Genomic DNA, 14,718 nt, shown 5'->3' with positions numbered 1-14,718 from the left:
CAGTTATCGATATGCGTCTACAATTTTAAGATCCATCCCCACAAGGCGTCCTCGGAGATAATATGCTCACTGCGGAAATCATCATCGGCAAACTCGTTGAGTTCATCGTTGGAAAGTCATTAATTGCTATTGGGAAGTTGTCACCCAAAGATAGGCGAAAAGCATGTCGTTCATTAACCAAGCTCTACTACTCGCTCCAGGCGCTTGAAGACGTGACTGAAACGATCCTCGAAACCGCAGGTGACTTCCGCAGCACCGAAACTGGCGAAGCTGTCGCGGTTATGCATGCCTTGAACAATCACATGCATGAAGTTGCACTGGCCAGCAACATGTTTATTGATCTTGGACATGAGCTTCATGCGGGCCTACAAATCGTTGATCCGGCGCTGGCGGCGTGTTGCGACGCTTTATATGTTAGTAAGTTCGATTTCCTTCGCGAGATGTCAGACACTGTTGCCTGGGATCGAACTAACACTCCTGATCAGATCATCATCAAGATGCCAAAAAGAACTACAAGCGAGGAGCTGTTGAATTCCAAGTATGCCGAGGCCTCAGTAGCATTAACGGCCGGTGAAAAATACTACTGGGCAGATGCTTGGCTTGAAACGAACGAGCCACACCAGATAGTTCTAACCTGGGAGGATCACGACTCAGCGAAGGCATTCTTGTGCAGGCTTTGTGAGCATCGAGACGCGCTTACGACTGCTAAGCAAAAGCTTCGGGAGCTGCTGAAGTCTAGCTTCAACATAGAAGAACTCCTCTTTCAAACAGAGGCGCATCCGTACCGCTAGTAAATGGCCTCCATTGGCCGATAGCAGTCCCTGACCGGTTGTGTTTTCCAAGACCACGTTGCGCACTGAAGAGATGCCTTCTGGGGTCATTGGAAGAATGTCGCGACAGGCGAGCTAACTGATCGGGCCTGTAGCAACCTCACGATTGGTGAAGTTGCTCACAAATCCGCTCGCCTCTTTTCTACTCAAGACCTATCAGATCAGCCCTTCCCTAACTTGTTAAAGGGCGTATCCCGATCACTACGTGGTTCAGGCGGTAAGCCAAGCACCCGTTCAGCAATGATATTGCGCAGGATTTCATCGGTGCCACCGGCAATTCGTAACCCGGCTGACCACATGTACCAATAGTTGAATCGTCGCGCCTGGGAATCGTCGAACTCGCGAAGACCATCTGCACCCAACGCTTCCAACGCGCAGGCACTCATGTCCTGTAGGTTCTTTGCCATCACCAGTTTGTTGATCGAAGCCTCGGGGCCTGGTACGCCACCGCGCGAAACCGCTGTCATTGAACGCATCCGCGTCAACGTGATGCCTTCATCGGCCACATAAAAACGTGCCAGGGCGTCGGCATCGAACAAAACTGCCAGTTCACTGGCCACCGGTGCTCCCGACGGCTTGCCCCCGACGGCAAGGCGCTCGAACATCAGGGTACTGAGAGAGACTTTCCAGCCCTCACCCACTTCACCCAGACGCTGCGAGTCAGGGATCCGCACATCCGTGAAAAACACTTCGTTGAACTCCGCATCGCCCAGCAGCGTACGGATCGGACGCACTTCCACACCTGGGGTGCGCATGTCGACATAAAACATGGTTAGCCCTTTATGCTTGGGCGCATTAGGATCTGTACGCACCAGCACGATGCCGTAGTCAGACTCATGGGCATAGGACGTCCAGACTTTCTGACCGTTAATCACCCAGTCCCCGCCCTCGCGCACGGCGCGGGTTCTCAAGCCAGCCAGATCGGACCCGGCAGCCGGCTCGGAAAACAACTGGCACCAGATTTCCTCTCCGCGCATTCCTTTTGCCATGAAACGGTCCAAAACCTCGGCCGAACCATGGGTAAACAACGTCGGCAAGCACATGCCGATACCGACGGCGAAAGGGATGACCGGAAGACTGAAATGCTCTTCTTCCTGGTGAAAAATTACGTGCTCGATAGGGCTTCCGCCCTGCCCGCCAACGTCCTTTGGCCACATGATGCCGACGTAGCCAGCCTCTGCCTTCGCGCGCTGCCAGCCACGTGCCAACGCCATGAAGCGCTCATGCTCCATACCATCTTCAGGCCTGACTTCGTAGGCGCGTGCATTAGCCCTCAGCCAGGCGCGTACTTGGGCGCGATAGGCTGCTTCTTGAGGCGTATCTTGAAAATCCATCGATGCCGCTCCTGTGTCCGATCAAGCTGCTTCGCGCAGTAAGGCTGCCTTGAGACGGCGAGCCCAAAAGGCACGGCCTCCCAGTTGGGTCGCCATCAGCCGCGCACGACGGTAGAAAAGTTGAGTGTCGCTTTCCCAGGTGAAACCGATGCCTCCGTGCAACTCGACCGCTGTTTCAGCGGCTTGGCACAAGGCTTCACTGGCGGCCAGCCGCGCACCCGCGGCGGCGCGAGGCAAATGCGCAGGAGCCTGTGTCAAGGCCCAGGCACCGTAGTAACAATGGCTGCGTGCCAACTGATTTTTCACGTACAGATCGGCCAGTGCATGTTTGACCGCCTGATAGCCGCCAACCACACGGTTGAACGCTTGCCGAGTCTTGACGTACTCCAGGGTCGACTCCAGCGCCGCTTCGGCGCTCCCCAATTGCTCGAACGCACTGAGTACAGCAGCAGCATCCAGCGCACGTTCGGCAAGCGCACTACCCTGACCGGCAGATCCCAATCGCACGCAACTGACATCGTCCAGGTAAATATCCGCATAACGACGTATACGGTCGATCGCTTCGACCGGTACTAGACTCACGCCCGCTGCCTGCGCGTCGACCAGCCACCACCCCCAATCCTGAGCATCATCATCGGCACAAGCCGAAACAATAAACACGTCCGACACCGGCGCATCAGCGACCATGGCCTTACGACCACTCAGCTTCCCTGCACTGACTCGCGCTTCGGGCCGCTCTGTCCAGGCTGCTTGACCACGTTCAGTGAACGCGACGCTGGCCGTTTTTTCGCCTGCGGCCAACTCGCCCAGCAATGTCGAAGCGACCTGACAATCCGTCAGCTGCTGCAACGCTGTGCTGGCATGCAACACCGAAGAACTAAAAGGAATCGGCGCCAATGTGCGCCCCAACTCTTCGGCCAGAACACACAGCTCCAGGGCAGAGAGCCCGAGGCCACCATCGGTCTCGGCGATAGCAGCAGCCGGCCACCCCAACTCCTGAACTTGTCTCCACAGCACCTGATCATGAGTCTGCGGGCTTTCCAGCAGTGTCCGGGCACGGCTCAGGCCGTCAGCGAATAACCGCTTGGCCTGATCGCGCAGCTGTTCCTGATCAGCAGAAAAATCAAAATTCATGGCGATCGCTCTCCAGACCCCTATAAGGCCTAAGCTTATTGTTCGCGGACATGGAAACGCTCACCACGTTCAGCTCGTTGACGAAGCCAGGCCGAAGGCCGGAATCGCTCCCCGAACTGATCGGCCAGTTCATCGCAGGCCTTGACGAATGCCGTCCCGCCGACGGTATCGATCAAGCTGAACACGCCACCGGTCCAGGTCGGGAAGCCAATCCCCAGAATCGAACCAACATCACCTTCGGCGGCATTGCCGATAACGCCCTCTTCCATGCACCTCGCTGCTTCCAGCGCTTGGATATAGAGCATGCGTTTCTTGATTTCTTCAACATCGGGTTGCACGGCCAGGGGCGGATAGACTTCAACCAGCCCCGGCCACAAAGCACGTTTACCCTCGGGATAATCATAGAATCCCTTACCGCATCGACGACCGATCCGTCCCAGGATTGCACAGAACATCTCCTGAATTTTGAAGCCCGCGGGTTCATCCCAGGCATCGCCTAGTGCAGCACGCTCAGCCAATGATGATTTGTAGCCATTCTCCATCCCGATGTCGTCAAGCAGCGCCAATGGCCCCATGGCGAAGCCGGCCAGGCGCGCAGCATTGTCGATCAATGCCGGTTTGATACCGCTGCCAAGCATTGCCAACGACTCTTGAAGATACGCGGCGATCACCCGTGAGGTGAAAAAGCCTCGGGAATCCTTGACCACTATCGGCGTCTTGCGCAACAGACGGATGAAATCGAGCGCATGAGCCAGGGTGATATCGCTGGTTTGCTCGCCGACCACGACTTCCACCAATGGCATGCGATCCACGGGGGAAAAGAAGTGAAGCCCGATAAACCCATCGGGTTTGTTCAGGTCTCGAGCCATGTCGGTAATCGGCAAGGTCGAGGTATTTGAAGCGAGTATGGCACCTGGTTTCATGAACGCCTGCGCCTGCGTAAACACACCGGCCTTAACCTGCAAATCTTCGAATACTGCCTCAATCACTAGATCGCACTCGGCAAACTCAGCGTAATCGCTTGTGGCCTGAATGCGGGCCATGATCGCGTCTGCAGCCTCCTGAGTCATGCGTCCCTTGACCACTCGCTTGGCAAACTCGTCGACCAGACGTTGGCGTCCGACCAGGGCTTGTTCCGCAGAAGCATCGAGCAATATTACTTGCAGCCCTGCCACTGCAGCACTATGGGCAATACCGCCGCCCATCAGGCCAGCTCCGACCACTCCCACTTTGACGATCGAGGCAGGCTCAACAGCTTTTGGTCGACGGGCGAGTTTCTCCAGCTCGCCCTTGTTCACAAACAAGGTGCGGACCATGTTGCAGGCGGTTGGATCAAGCACCAGTTTGGCAAACTCGCAAGACTCAATGTGCAGCCCCGCGTCGATAGGCACACAGGTGCCGTGGGCTACAGCGCGGAGCAAGGCAATGGGTGCCGGTAGATTGCGTCCGGTGTCGCGAGCAATTTGGGTGGCGGTCAGGTTAAACAGGTTACCCAGCTCGACATCGGCGAAACCCGCGCCGCCGGGAACTTGATAACCTTTTTTATCCCAGGGTTGCTGGGCATCCGTGTGTTCAAGGATCCAAGCGCGAGCAGCTGGCAGCAATTGCTCGACACTGAGCACCCTATCGACAATACCTTTAGCCAGCGCCGCCTCTGGCGCCAGCAACGTTCCTTTCATCATCAGTGGCAGTGCATTGGCGACACCGATTAAACGCGGCAAGCGTTGCGTGCCGCCAGCGCCGGGCATCAGGCCCAGAGTGGCCTCAGGCAAGCCCAGCAAAATGCGTGGATTGTCCAATACCAGCCGATGATGGCAAGCCAGAGCAATCTCCAGACCGCCGCCCAATGCGGAGCCATTGATCGCTGCCACATAAGGTTTGCCGCTGCTCTCAAGGCGCCGCAGCAATGGACTCATCTGCGTCGCCATGTCGCGAGCATCGGCCACGCTCAATTCGCGTGACAAGGTTCGGACGATTTCCTTCAGATCACCACCCGCGACGAAATCCTTCTTTGCCGAGGTAATGACAACACCGCGAATATCAGCATCGACGGCAACTCGCTCGACAACCTCTGCCAACTCATCTCGAAATCGCTCGGTGATGGTGTTGGCTGGTTGGCCGGGAATGTCGATGGTAACGACGGCAACGCCATCTTTACCCAACGCAAAATCAATGGTTTCAAACATGCAATGACCCGTCCTTGCAGAATGGGGTGAAGATCGAATTCAGATGCGCTCAATGATGGTTGCCGCGCCCATGCCGATGCCGACGCACAGGCTGACCAGTGCGGTAGTGCCACCCGTGCGTTCAAGTTCATCGAGGACTGTGCCGAGCAACATCGCTCCAGTCGCCCCCAGAGGGTGACCCAGGGCGATGGCACCACCATTGACGTTGATTCGCTCATGGCCGATGTCCAACACGCGCATGTACTCCAGCACCACAGAAGCGAACGCTTCGTTGAGCTCGAACAGGTCAATATCGGCGACGGTCATTCCTGCTCGCTGCAAGGCGCGCAGCGATGCCGGAGCCGGGCCAGTGAGCATGATGGTCGGGTCTGTACCGATGGTCGCGAAACTACGGATGCGAGCGCGGGGCTTCAGGCCCAGCCGTTTTCCTGCTTCCAGCGAACCGACCAGTACCCCGGCGGCACCATCGACGATGCCCGACGAGTTACCGGCGGTATGCACGTGCTCAATCTCGAAAACATCAGGGTATTTTTGCAGGGCAATCGCGTCATAACCGCCCAGTGTGCCCATCTGCGCAAAGGCCGGTTGCAAGCTGGCAAGGTCCTCTGGGCGAGTTTGCGGACGCATATGTTCATCGCGCTCAAGCAAAGGGAAACCAAGAGAATCCACTACAGGTATCACGGAAGCTTTGAAGCGGCCTTCATCCCAGGCACGCCCGGCACGCTGCTGGCTGGCCAGCGCGTAGGCATCGACATCTTCACGGCTGAAACCACTGCGTGTCGCAATCAGATCGGCGCCGATCCCCTGGGGTGCAAATGCGGTGGCATAAGCAATAGCAGGATCCCTAGCCCAGGCGCTGCCCTGGGAGCCCATCGGCACGCGTGACATGGATTCCACACCTCCGCCGATGGCCAGATCGATCTGCCCGGCCATGACTTGGGCTGCCATCATATTGACCGCGTCGAGCCCCGAAGAACATGCCCGGTCCAATTGAAAACCCGGCACGCTTTCAGCGTAACCAGCCATCAAAATCGCAGGACGCGTCAGGTTGGAACCTTGCTCGCCAAATGGTGTGACCACGCCCAACGCTACTTCGCCGACTTCGGCGCTGTCGAGTTGATTGCGGTCACGCAAGGCACGCAGCACCTGTGCCGCCAGTTCAGTTGAGCTGACCGCGTGCAAGCCGCCATTGGGGCGTCCGCGGCCACGAGGCGTGCGCACATGATCGAAAATATAGGCTTGAGCCACTGTATGTCTCCCCATCCGGACCATTCAACATCGAGCAAACCAGTGCCTGTTCCCCCGACGACATAGATCATAATGATATGTATGTTTAAGATGATAAACAACAGGCTTGCTCACAAAGCTCACATTGATGGCCGGGGTATAACTGCCACTCCGCCGCGAAACAGGACGATTCAGCCTTGCGTACAATGATACGTATGATTAAGCTGTTTTTCAGCCAAAAAAGCTGATTTTTCGATTCCCGCATGCCGGAGCGTCATTTAATGCCAAAAATCAATGTGGTTCTGCGTAAGGAGGACCTCGATCCAGCCTTCCTCTACGACAAAGTTGCCGTGGTCATCGATGTATTGTTCGCTACCACTACTATTGTCGCCGCCCTGCACTACGGCGCCAGAGCCGTGTATCCGGCAGCTAACCGGCAAATGGCATGCGACGCGGTAAACGGTCTGGAACCAGACAGTTACATACTGGCCGGAGAAAACCACCTACAGAATATTCCAGGCTTTGTCGCCTATTCTCCGCTTGCCTTGGCGCAAGAATCGCTTACAGGGCGCAATGTCGTATTTTCAACCACAAATGGCACCGTCGCGCTGCGCAAGGCGGATACCGCCAAGCATGTATATGCCGCCGCATTACTGAATGCACCTGCCATAATCCGACAACTTCAGAAACATCAGGACCAGTCAATCGTGCTGGTTTGCTCAGGATCGGCTGGTCGGGTCAATCTGGAAGACCTGTATTTGGCCGGATACCTTGTTGAGCAACTGGAAACCCTTCACCCAGGTCACTGGACCCAGTCGGATACCTGCCACATCGCTCGTTCAGTGTATGGCCAGTACTGCGACTCGCCACACGACTGCCTGATGCAAAGCCAATTGGGTGTTCGACTGTGTAAGGAAGACATGCTTAATGAAGTCGAGTATTCGGCCCAGCTTGGTTTGCTCGATATCGTGCCTCGCCTCCAGGGCAATTACCTCACCTGCTTGTGACCCTTCGAGGTACTAACAATGAGCGATACTTTTCCGCGTAGCGGTGGCCGCCTGCGCCGACTGATTATTCTGCGCCAGGAGACACCGGGGCAGGTAGTCGGCTGGCTGGAGGATGACTTCCATCACTTCGGCGTGACCGTAGAGCACGATGACTTGCACATCACCGCTGTCCGCATGGCTGCGCCGCGCTCACCTTGGGTCACCTGTTCCGGAGCCCAAGCCCCCTTGCAGGCGCTCGTCGGTAGCCCATTGATCAGTCGCGCTTCGGATATCGGCGCGCTGATCGATATGCGTCAACAGTGCACCCATGTCCACGATTTGACGGGTTTGACGTTGGCGCATATCAAGCGCGGAGATTGCGAGCGTCGTTATGAGATAACCATCGAGGATCGCGAGGTTTATGCCTGGAACGGGATTCATCCGACTATGGGACCGACCCGCGCGCGCGTGTTGCGTGATGGCGAAGAAGTTATGTATTGGGAGGTGGACAACGGCTGTATTACTGGTCCCGCGCCCTTTACTGGCCAGACACTGGAGCGTGGTTTTCGCCAATGGACCGAGTCGCTTTCCGAAGAAGCCGCCGAACAAGCCACTCTGCTACGACGCGCCATCCTTGTGGCTGGTGGGCGAACGATTGACCATGACCGCTTCCACAATGCCGCCGAATTTGGTCAACCTGCGCTCTGTTACAGCTTTCAGCCCGAACGCAGCCACAAAGCCTTGCGTAGCCGTGGAACAACCCGGGACTATGCGATTAGTGCCGCGGACATGTTGATTAACGTGCGAGAGATTCCCTGACACCGACGCCTTGAGCCACCACCCGGTGGCTCCGATGATTTAACCGGCATGGAACAGGTCGGAAATTCGCATATGCTCGAAGCCCGTCACCCAGACTTTGGTGGCACGCATCATATGTTTGCGCCAGTGGGCTTCGGCACCGTCGATGTCGCGCGCTTCAATGAAGGCAATGAGTTTTTCCTGGGACTTCAATCCGGCGACAGCCGCCATGATAGAAGTCTCTACGGGAATACTGCGCCGCTGCAACGCCACGGCCGCCGTCTGATGCCGGGTAATCACCTCATGCATGGCTCCCCACAGATGGATCAACGGTTTATTGCCGGACAACTCCACGAGTACCTTGTGAAAATGCGCCACTTCAGTGGCAAAGCCGGCCGGATCCTCGATAAAAGCTCGCTCCCGCTCTATTGCCTCACGCAAGATCGAAGGTGCGCGCTCTGCCGAATTCTCGACCACAAAACGAACGGCCGAGGGCTCGAATGCCATCCGCGCCTGGTAGACCTCCGCCACAGTAGTGCCTTCGAACTGCAATACCATCAATGCGTAATTGGCGATCAAAATCGGATCGGGTGCATGAATGACTGCACCGCCCTTAGCTCCCCGGGCAACGGTAATCAGGTGCTCGGCCTCAAGAATGCGAAAAGCTTCGCGAATGGTCGGTCGTGATACGCCATATTCCTCCATCAGCTTGCTTTCAGCCTGAAGCAGGTCACCTTCCTTCAGCTCTCCGCGCACAATCTGCTTCTTGATTCGGCCGGCAACGATCTGCGGTGCCTTGGGAATATGCAGCACTTGTCGCCGCTCGCCGGGGGCTCTCCCATTAGAAAACGAAAACTCTTTCAAATCGCTCATAACTTCAACCCTGAGTCAGTGGAATCGTCGTATTCATATCAGCATAATCAGCCATATGATAAACATGATCTAAATATAACACATAGAAATCATAACGCTTCTTCATGAGTGCGCAACGCGCAATAATGGGACGCTTCAGGATCTTTTTTGCATCAACGAAGGTCGACACGCTTCTCTGGACAACGTGATTTTATTATGTATATGATTAATACGTTTAAATAACAATAACGCCGCAGGGGCTTCCATGAATTTCGATTTCTCAGATGAGCAGCGGATGCTACGGGATCAATCCCGTCGCCTCCTGAGCGAGGTCAGCGACTTCCATACGGTGCGACAGTTGCTTCAAACGCATCAGCCATTTAATTCGGATCTGTGGAGGCAGGTTGCCGGACTAGGCTGGCCGGCAGTCGCGATCAGTGAGGACCAGGGGGGGCTGGGCCTGGGTATGCTGGAGCTGTGTGTTTTGGCCGAGGAGCTCGGAAGAACACTGGCGCCGATTCCATTCCAAAGCACAGTTTTTTTGGCTGCAGAACTGCTCAAGCTCAGCGCAGCCCCTGAGGCACAAGATCTGCTGCAAGCGATCGCCGGTGAAGAGGCCATCGTCGCGACGAATGTGGTTGCACCTGGGCAATCCTGGGCCGACCAACCTTTACAGTTCGACGGCAAGACACTAAAAGGCCGCAGCCGCCCTCTGGCCTATGCCGCACAGTCTCACTACGCATTGCTGCCAGCTCAGCAAGCCGGCCACCCGGTTGTGGTCCTGGTAAAGCTAGGTGACCTAGGGTTGCAGGCAGTGCCTTTGAACAGCCCTGACGAAATCATTCCGTTTGCCGCCCTGCAGGCCGACGGGGTCCGGGCTATTGGACTTCTGGCTGGAGCGCAGGCTATTGCTGCGATGCAACAGGTCGTCGACCAGTCCGCCATTTTGACAGCCTTCGAACAGATCGGCGGAGCCGAAGCAGCCTGCGAGCTGGCACGCGACTACGCATTGGAGCGACATACGTTCGGTCGTCCTATCGGTAGTTACCAGGCCATCAAGCACAAGCTGGCTGATATGGCAGTGAAAATCGAATTGGCCCGTTCCAATGCCTATTACGGTGCTTGGGCCCTGCACGCAGGCAGCCCGGACGAGCGCGCACTGGCCGCCGCCACGTGCCGCTTGAGTGCAACCGAGGCCTTCGAGTATGCAGCGCGTGAATGCCTGCATGTGCACGGCGGCATCGGTTACACCTGGGAAGCCGATTGCCACTTCTTCTATAAGCGCTCGCGCTTGCTGGCCATAACACTGGGCGAGCCCGGGGCCTGGGTCGACCGACTGTTGTCGGATGAATCCTTGAAACTGCTGAAGGCCCACTAAGGAGACGAACATGGATTTCAACGATTCCCCGGCTGAAGCCGAATTCCGCCAACAAGTTCGCGGCTGGCTGCAGGACAACGTTACCAGCGTACTGGGTGCCGACGGGCAACAGGATGTCGAAGCATTCACCGCAAATGCACGACAATGGCAACGCAAAAAGGCAGAGGCGGGATATGCCGCTATCCGCTGGCCGCGCAAAGAAGGCGGGCTGGACGGGACACCGATGCAGGAAGTCATCTTCCAGGAAGAAGAGTCTCGCTATGCAGTACCGGTCGGCCCGTTGGTGACTATTGGCACGCAACTGGCGATCCCGACACTGCGCACCCACGGAACCGCCGAGCAGATTGAGCGCTTTACACGCCCTACACTCAATGGCGACCTGATCTGGTGCCAACTTTTCTCGGAACCATCGGCAGGATCTGACCTCGCGAATTTGCGCACTCGCGCAGTCAAGGATGGCGATGATTGGGTCATCAACGGGCAGAAGGTCTGGACCTCTTGGGCGCATGTCGCTGATTGGGGGATTCTACTGGCACGTACTGACTCTGAAGCAACCAAACACAAGGGTCTGACATTCTTCCTGGTGGACATGCGCAGTCCCGGTATCGATGTACGGCCTATTGAGCAGATTTCCGGGGAGTCGGAATTCAACGAAGTATTCTTCACGGATCTGCGTATCCCCGACAGCTATCGCATCGGTGAGGTCGGCGATGGCTGGAAGTGCGCTATGACCACTCTGATGAATGAGCGAGTCAATGTTGGCGGTGAAAGTCAGGCACTTCCATCTGTAGTCGAACTGCTGGAGCAGATTACAAAAAGTGGCAGCCAGGTCACTCAGGATCGCTTCAAGATTGCCAGCCTCCTCACCCGAGAATTGGGGCTGCGTTATTTTCGCTTCCGCTTGCTGACTTCCCTGTCCAAAGGCGAAACCCCGGGCCCGATTTCTGCCATGAGCAAGTTGGTTTATGCCAACGTGCTTCAAGAGCTGTCAGCACTGGCACTGGACAACCTGGGCCTGGAGGGAATGACCAACGACCACGCCGAAGCCGCGGCGACACGTTTCGGTCACGGATATCAGTGGGCGGCTGCGCTGCGAATTGCCGGTGGCACCGACGAAATCCTGCGCAACCAAATCGCCGAGCGAGTCCTGGGTATGCCGGGAGAGATCCGTGTAGACAAGAACATACCTTTTTCACAATGCCGCTGACGCTAACGTCATGAGGGAGTTTGAATGACCGAACATATCCGGGTCGAACGTCATCGGCATTGCCTGACGATCACACTGAACCGTCCAGACAAATACAATGCCCTGACCAACGCCATGTATGACAGCTTGAGTGAAATGCTCAAGGCTGCTGGAACTGATGATGACGTTAGAGTAGTCATCATCCATGGTGGCCCGGAATGCTTCACTGCAGGGAATGACCTCGCGGACTTCCTCCAATCGCCCCCAAACAACCTCGACGCTCCCGCCTTTCGCTTCATGGCCGCGGTGGTTGCGCTCGACAAACCCTTGATTGCCGCGGTCTGTGGTGCAGCTATTGGCATTGGCACTACGTTACTGCCGCACTGCGACCTGGTGATGGCGACACGTAACAGCCGCTTTGCCACGCCATTCGTAAAGCTAGGTCTGTGCCAGGAGTTCGCCGCAAGCCTGCTACTGCCACAACGATTGGGTCATGGCCATGCCTCTCGCCTGCTGTTAGGCGGCGAAAGCATCGATGGGGAACAGGCTCACACTCTGGGCTTATGCACACATCTGTTTGATCAAGGGCAGGAATGCCTGTCCTTTGCGAGAGACTATGCAGAGCGCCTGGCGATCGCCTCCCCCGCCGCGCTGCAAACGGCCAAGCACCTGATGAAAGCACCGCTGCGAGACAGCGTGCTCAACATCATTCGCGAAGAAAATCTAAACTTCATTGCCCGCCTGCAAACCCCGGAATGCCGTCAGGCTCTAGAAGATTTCGTAAACAAACGACGTTGAATGGATGATCGACGGCGTCCAAGCCCCTTGAACTATACCTGCATACGATTACAATGATATTCATCTTTGAATCTCACACAACAATAATCCGGGGATGAAGATGAATACGATCGTGCGATCGCTGCTGCTATTTGGCCTGACCATGCTCTGTGGATGCCAGGAGCTCCACCACGGACAAGCAGACCCAACCGGCTTAGCTCCGGTTTGCGATGGGGCAAAGTGCACCCCCATGTACGATCCCACCTGGCCTGCAGCCTTACGCTGAGACGAAATGCAGTCCTTAATCATTGGAGTGTTGTGTGAAAACCACGGGATTTGTTCTGTCGTTTTATCTTGGGTTGAGTGTGTTGACTCATGCCTCAGCCCAAGACGCTGCGGTAGAGCCCAGCTATCAGAATCAGGCTGTTCAAGCCCAGCACTTGCTCGCGCAAGCGGTCGATCGTTATCGTCAAGTAGGCGACAAGGCATTGGCCGAATTCAGCCGTCAGGGTGAGTTTGTCCAGGGTGAGCAATACGTTTACGTGGTCGATACGCACGGCGTAATGTTGGCCAGTGGCGGCCCATCGGCGCTGTATATTGGCCGCAATATCGGCGAGCTGCTCGATCCATCATTGACCGAGGCATTTGCCAATGCGTTGAATCAACCTGCCAGTCAGGCAATTCACAGTCAGGAATATCACTGGATGAATTCGCAGGATGGCAGGGTGGAGCGTAAACAGGCGTATTACCAGCGGGTCGATGACAAGGTCTTTGCCGTTGGCTACTACTTGCCCCGTTCCAGCCCGAGCGCTGCGCAGGCATTGCTCGACGATGCAGTGAAGGACCTGCAGAAGGCACCCGGCGATACGATTCAGCGCATCAACCACTTGGACAATCGGCTGACACGCGACGACTTGTACGTTTTCATTGTCGATACGGACAATCTGAAAATGGTCGCTCATGGTTACAACCGGCGTTTGATCGATACCGATTTTCGCAAGCTAATGTCGGTCGATGGCCAGCCGATTGGCCAACAGATGTTGGCGGCCCTGAAGGGCCGGGACAAAGCACACGCCAACTACTTCTGGCGCAATCCTGTTACGGACAAACCCGAACCAAAAGAAACGCTACTACAGCGCAGTGGCCGCTACATTGTTGCGGTGGGGTACTATGCAGTGCCCACTGAAAACGCCAAGCACTAAGCCTGGCTCCAAGCATCAGTCCTGAAGCAACTGAGAGAGTGACATTTCTTCGTAGCCGCTGACCCAGGTTTTGTAGGCAGCCTGCATATGCTTGCGCCAGTGGTTTTCAGCCTCATCCTCATCGCCGGCTTCGATCAACTTGATTAATTTTTCTTGCGAACGCAATCCAACCGAAGCATTGGCAATAATGTCATCAGTGGCCTGATTGCGACGGTACACCGACACTACCAGTGCCTGATGACGTTCGACCACCTGGTGAATGGCCGACCACAGATGGATCAGTGGACGATTGCCGGACAACTCCACTAACACCTTGTGGAAATTGGCTATGGACTGGGCGAAGGCAGAAGCATCACCGAGGGCCTCGCGCTCCTTGGCCAATGCCAGGCGCAAGACATCAGGCGCAGTCTTGCGCGCCTGCTTGATCACCAGCCGCACAACTGACGGCTCAAACGCCATCCGCGCCTGATAGACCTCGGCAACCTTGGTCCCTTCACACTGCAGAACCATCAACGCATAGTTGGAAATAAGGTCCGGATCTGGCGAATGAATGACGGCACCACCGCGCGCACCACGCGACACTGTGACCAATCGTTCGGCCTCAAGAATCCGGTAGGCTTCGCGGATGGTCGGCCGGGATACGCCGAACTCCTCCATCAATTTACTCTCTGCAGGTAGCAGATCCCCTTCCTTGAGCTCACCGCCAACGATCATCTTCTTCAGGCGCGAGGCAACAATCTGCGGCGCTTTAGGAATATGCAGAGGCTGCTTCTTGGCAGAAGACAAGCCAAAGGCGGGGGGCATTTCGCCAATTTTGTTCATTGTTCA

General features: G+C 56.2%; 13 protein-coding genes. 7 read left to right on the top strand and 6 right to left on the bottom strand.

Annotation, left to right across the window (positions count from 1 at the left end; genetic code table 11):
• Positions 1-62 precede the first annotated feature (62 nt).
• Entirely contained in the window at positions 63-791 is a 729-nt protein-coding gene (locus tag ACIPL2_RS21095; protein WP_401359231.1) for a hypothetical protein, read from the top strand.
• A 200-nt stretch (positions 792-991) separates the two neighbouring features.
• Here ACIPL2_RS21095 and ACIPL2_RS21090 read toward each other — a convergent pair whose 3' ends face one another.
• Genes ACIPL2_RS21090 through ACIPL2_RS21075 form a run of 4 tightly spaced genes read right to left on the bottom strand, consistent with a single transcriptional unit; the run spans position 992 to position 6,732 of the window.
• Positions 992-2,164: an acyl-CoA dehydrogenase family protein gene (locus ACIPL2_RS21090; RefSeq protein ID WP_401359229.1), complete on the bottom strand. Its 1,173-nt coding sequence runs from the start codon at positions 2,162-2,164 to the stop codon at positions 992-994.
• Positions 2,165-2,185: 21 nt separating this feature from the next.
• A complete protein-coding gene (locus ACIPL2_RS21085) occupies positions 2,186-3,298 on the bottom strand; it encodes an acyl-CoA dehydrogenase family protein (RefSeq protein ID WP_401359227.1) in 1,113 nt (370 codons plus the stop codon).
• Between the two features lie 35 nt (positions 3,299-3,333).
• Positions 3,334-5,484: a 3-hydroxyacyl-CoA dehydrogenase NAD-binding domain-containing protein gene (locus tag ACIPL2_RS21080; RefSeq protein WP_401359225.1), complete on the bottom strand. Its 2,151-nt coding sequence runs from the start codon at positions 5,482-5,484 to the stop codon at positions 3,334-3,336.
• Between the two features lie 39 nt (positions 5,485-5,523).
• The gene (locus ACIPL2_RS21075) at positions 5,524-6,732 is read right to left on the bottom strand and encodes an acetyl-CoA C-acetyltransferase (RefSeq protein ID WP_401359222.1); all 1,209 of its coding nucleotides are present in this window, start codon (positions 6,730-6,732) and stop codon (positions 5,524-5,526) included.
• Between the two features lie 260 nt (positions 6,733-6,992).
• Between ACIPL2_RS21075 and ACIPL2_RS21070 the strand changes: the two genes are divergently transcribed.
• Positions 6,993-7,718, top strand: coding sequence for a 2-phosphosulfolactate phosphatase (locus tag ACIPL2_RS21070; RefSeq protein WP_401359220.1), 726 nt, complete (start codon positions 6,993-6,995; stop codon positions 7,716-7,718).
• Between the two features lie 18 nt (positions 7,719-7,736).
• Positions 7,737-8,516: a DUF2889 domain-containing protein gene (locus ACIPL2_RS21065; protein ID WP_401359218.1), complete on the top strand. Its 780-nt coding sequence runs from the start codon at positions 7,737-7,739 to the stop codon at positions 8,514-8,516.
• 39 nt (positions 8,517-8,555) lie between these two features.
• On the opposite strand, the gene ACIPL2_RS21060 is transcribed toward ACIPL2_RS21065, so the two are convergent.
• Positions 8,556-9,368 carry a FadR/GntR family transcriptional regulator gene (locus ACIPL2_RS21060; protein ID WP_401359216.1) on the bottom strand — a complete coding sequence of 271 codons (813 nt, stop codon included), beginning with the start codon at positions 9,366-9,368 and terminating at the stop codon, positions 8,556-8,558.
• Positions 9,369-9,612: 244 nt separating this feature from the next.
• Between ACIPL2_RS21060 and ACIPL2_RS21055 the strand changes: the two genes are divergently transcribed.
• The 4 genes from ACIPL2_RS21055 to ACIPL2_RS21040 all read left to right on the top strand — a co-directional run bounded on the left by ACIPL2_RS21055 (position 9,613) and on the right by ACIPL2_RS21040 (position 13,890).
• Entirely contained in the window at positions 9,613-10,725 is a 1,113-nt protein-coding gene (locus tag ACIPL2_RS21055) for an acyl-CoA dehydrogenase family protein (protein ID WP_401359213.1), read from the top strand.
• A 10-nt stretch (positions 10,726-10,735) separates the two neighbouring features.
• Positions 10,736-11,932 carry an acyl-CoA dehydrogenase family protein gene (locus ACIPL2_RS21050; RefSeq protein WP_401359210.1) on the top strand — a complete coding sequence of 399 codons (1,197 nt, stop codon included), beginning with the start codon at positions 10,736-10,738 and terminating at the stop codon, positions 11,930-11,932.
• A gap of 24 nt (positions 11,933-11,956) precedes the next feature.
• Positions 11,957-12,709 (top strand): enoyl-CoA hydratase-related protein, encoded by a 753-nt coding sequence (locus ACIPL2_RS21045; RefSeq protein ID WP_401359207.1) that lies wholly within the window; start codon positions 11,957-11,959, stop codon positions 12,707-12,709.
• Positions 12,710-13,176: 467 nt separating this feature from the next.
• Positions 13,177-13,890: a cache domain-containing protein gene (locus ACIPL2_RS21040; RefSeq protein ID WP_401359205.1), complete on the top strand. Its 714-nt coding sequence runs from the start codon at positions 13,177-13,179 to the stop codon at positions 13,888-13,890.
• A 15-nt stretch (positions 13,891-13,905) separates the two neighbouring features.
• Here ACIPL2_RS21040 and ACIPL2_RS21035 read toward each other — a convergent pair whose 3' ends face one another.
• Entirely contained in the window at positions 13,906-14,712 is an 807-nt protein-coding gene (locus tag ACIPL2_RS21035) for a FadR/GntR family transcriptional regulator (protein WP_401359202.1), read from the bottom strand.
• Positions 14,713-14,718: the final 6 nt, after the last annotated feature.

The sequence above is a fragment of the Pseudomonas sp. NPDC086251 genome (genome assembly GCF_044746405.1).
Classification (GTDB): Bacteria; Pseudomonadota; Gammaproteobacteria; order Pseudomonadales; family Pseudomonadaceae; genus Aquipseudomonas.
This window is presented reverse-complemented; position numbering and strand designations above follow the sequence as displayed.

Bases quoted from the DNA above. Each gene is read 5' to 3' on its own strand.
- ACIPL2_RS21080 (WP_401359225.1), bottom strand. From the start codon at position 5,484: ATGTTTGAAACCATTGATTTTGCGTTGGGTAAAGATGGCGTTGCCGTC.
- ACIPL2_RS21070 (WP_401359220.1), top strand. From the start codon at position 6,993: ATGCCAAAAATCAATGTGGTTCTGCGTAAGGAGGACCTCGATCCAGCC.
- ACIPL2_RS21035 (WP_401359202.1), bottom strand. From the start codon at position 14,712: ATGAACAAAATTGGCGAAATGCCCCCCGCCTTTGGCTTGTCTTCTGCC.
- ACIPL2_RS21055 (WP_401359213.1), top strand. From the start codon at position 9,613: ATGAATTTCGATTTCTCAGATGAGCAGCGGATGCTACGGGATCAATCC.
- ACIPL2_RS21090 (WP_401359229.1), bottom strand. From the start codon at position 2,164: ATGGATTTTCAAGATACGCCTCAAGAAGCAGCCTATCGCGCCCAAGTA.
- ACIPL2_RS21050 (WP_401359210.1), top strand. From the start codon at position 10,736: ATGGATTTCAACGATTCCCCGGCTGAAGCCGAATTCCGCCAACAAGTT.
- ACIPL2_RS21095 (WP_401359231.1), top strand. From the start codon at position 63: ATGCTCACTGCGGAAATCATCATCGGCAAACTCGTTGAGTTCATCGTT.
- ACIPL2_RS21060 (WP_401359216.1), bottom strand. From the start codon at position 9,368: ATGAGCGATTTGAAAGAGTTTTCGTTTTCTAATGGGAGAGCCCCCGGC.
- ACIPL2_RS21085 (WP_401359227.1), bottom strand. From the start codon at position 3,298: ATGAATTTTGATTTTTCTGCTGATCAGGAACAGCTGCGCGATCAGGCC.
- ACIPL2_RS21065 (WP_401359218.1), top strand. From the start codon at position 7,737: ATGAGCGATACTTTTCCGCGTAGCGGTGGCCGCCTGCGCCGACTGATT.
- ACIPL2_RS21045 (WP_401359207.1), top strand. From the start codon at position 11,957: ATGACCGAACATATCCGGGTCGAACGTCATCGGCATTGCCTGACGATC.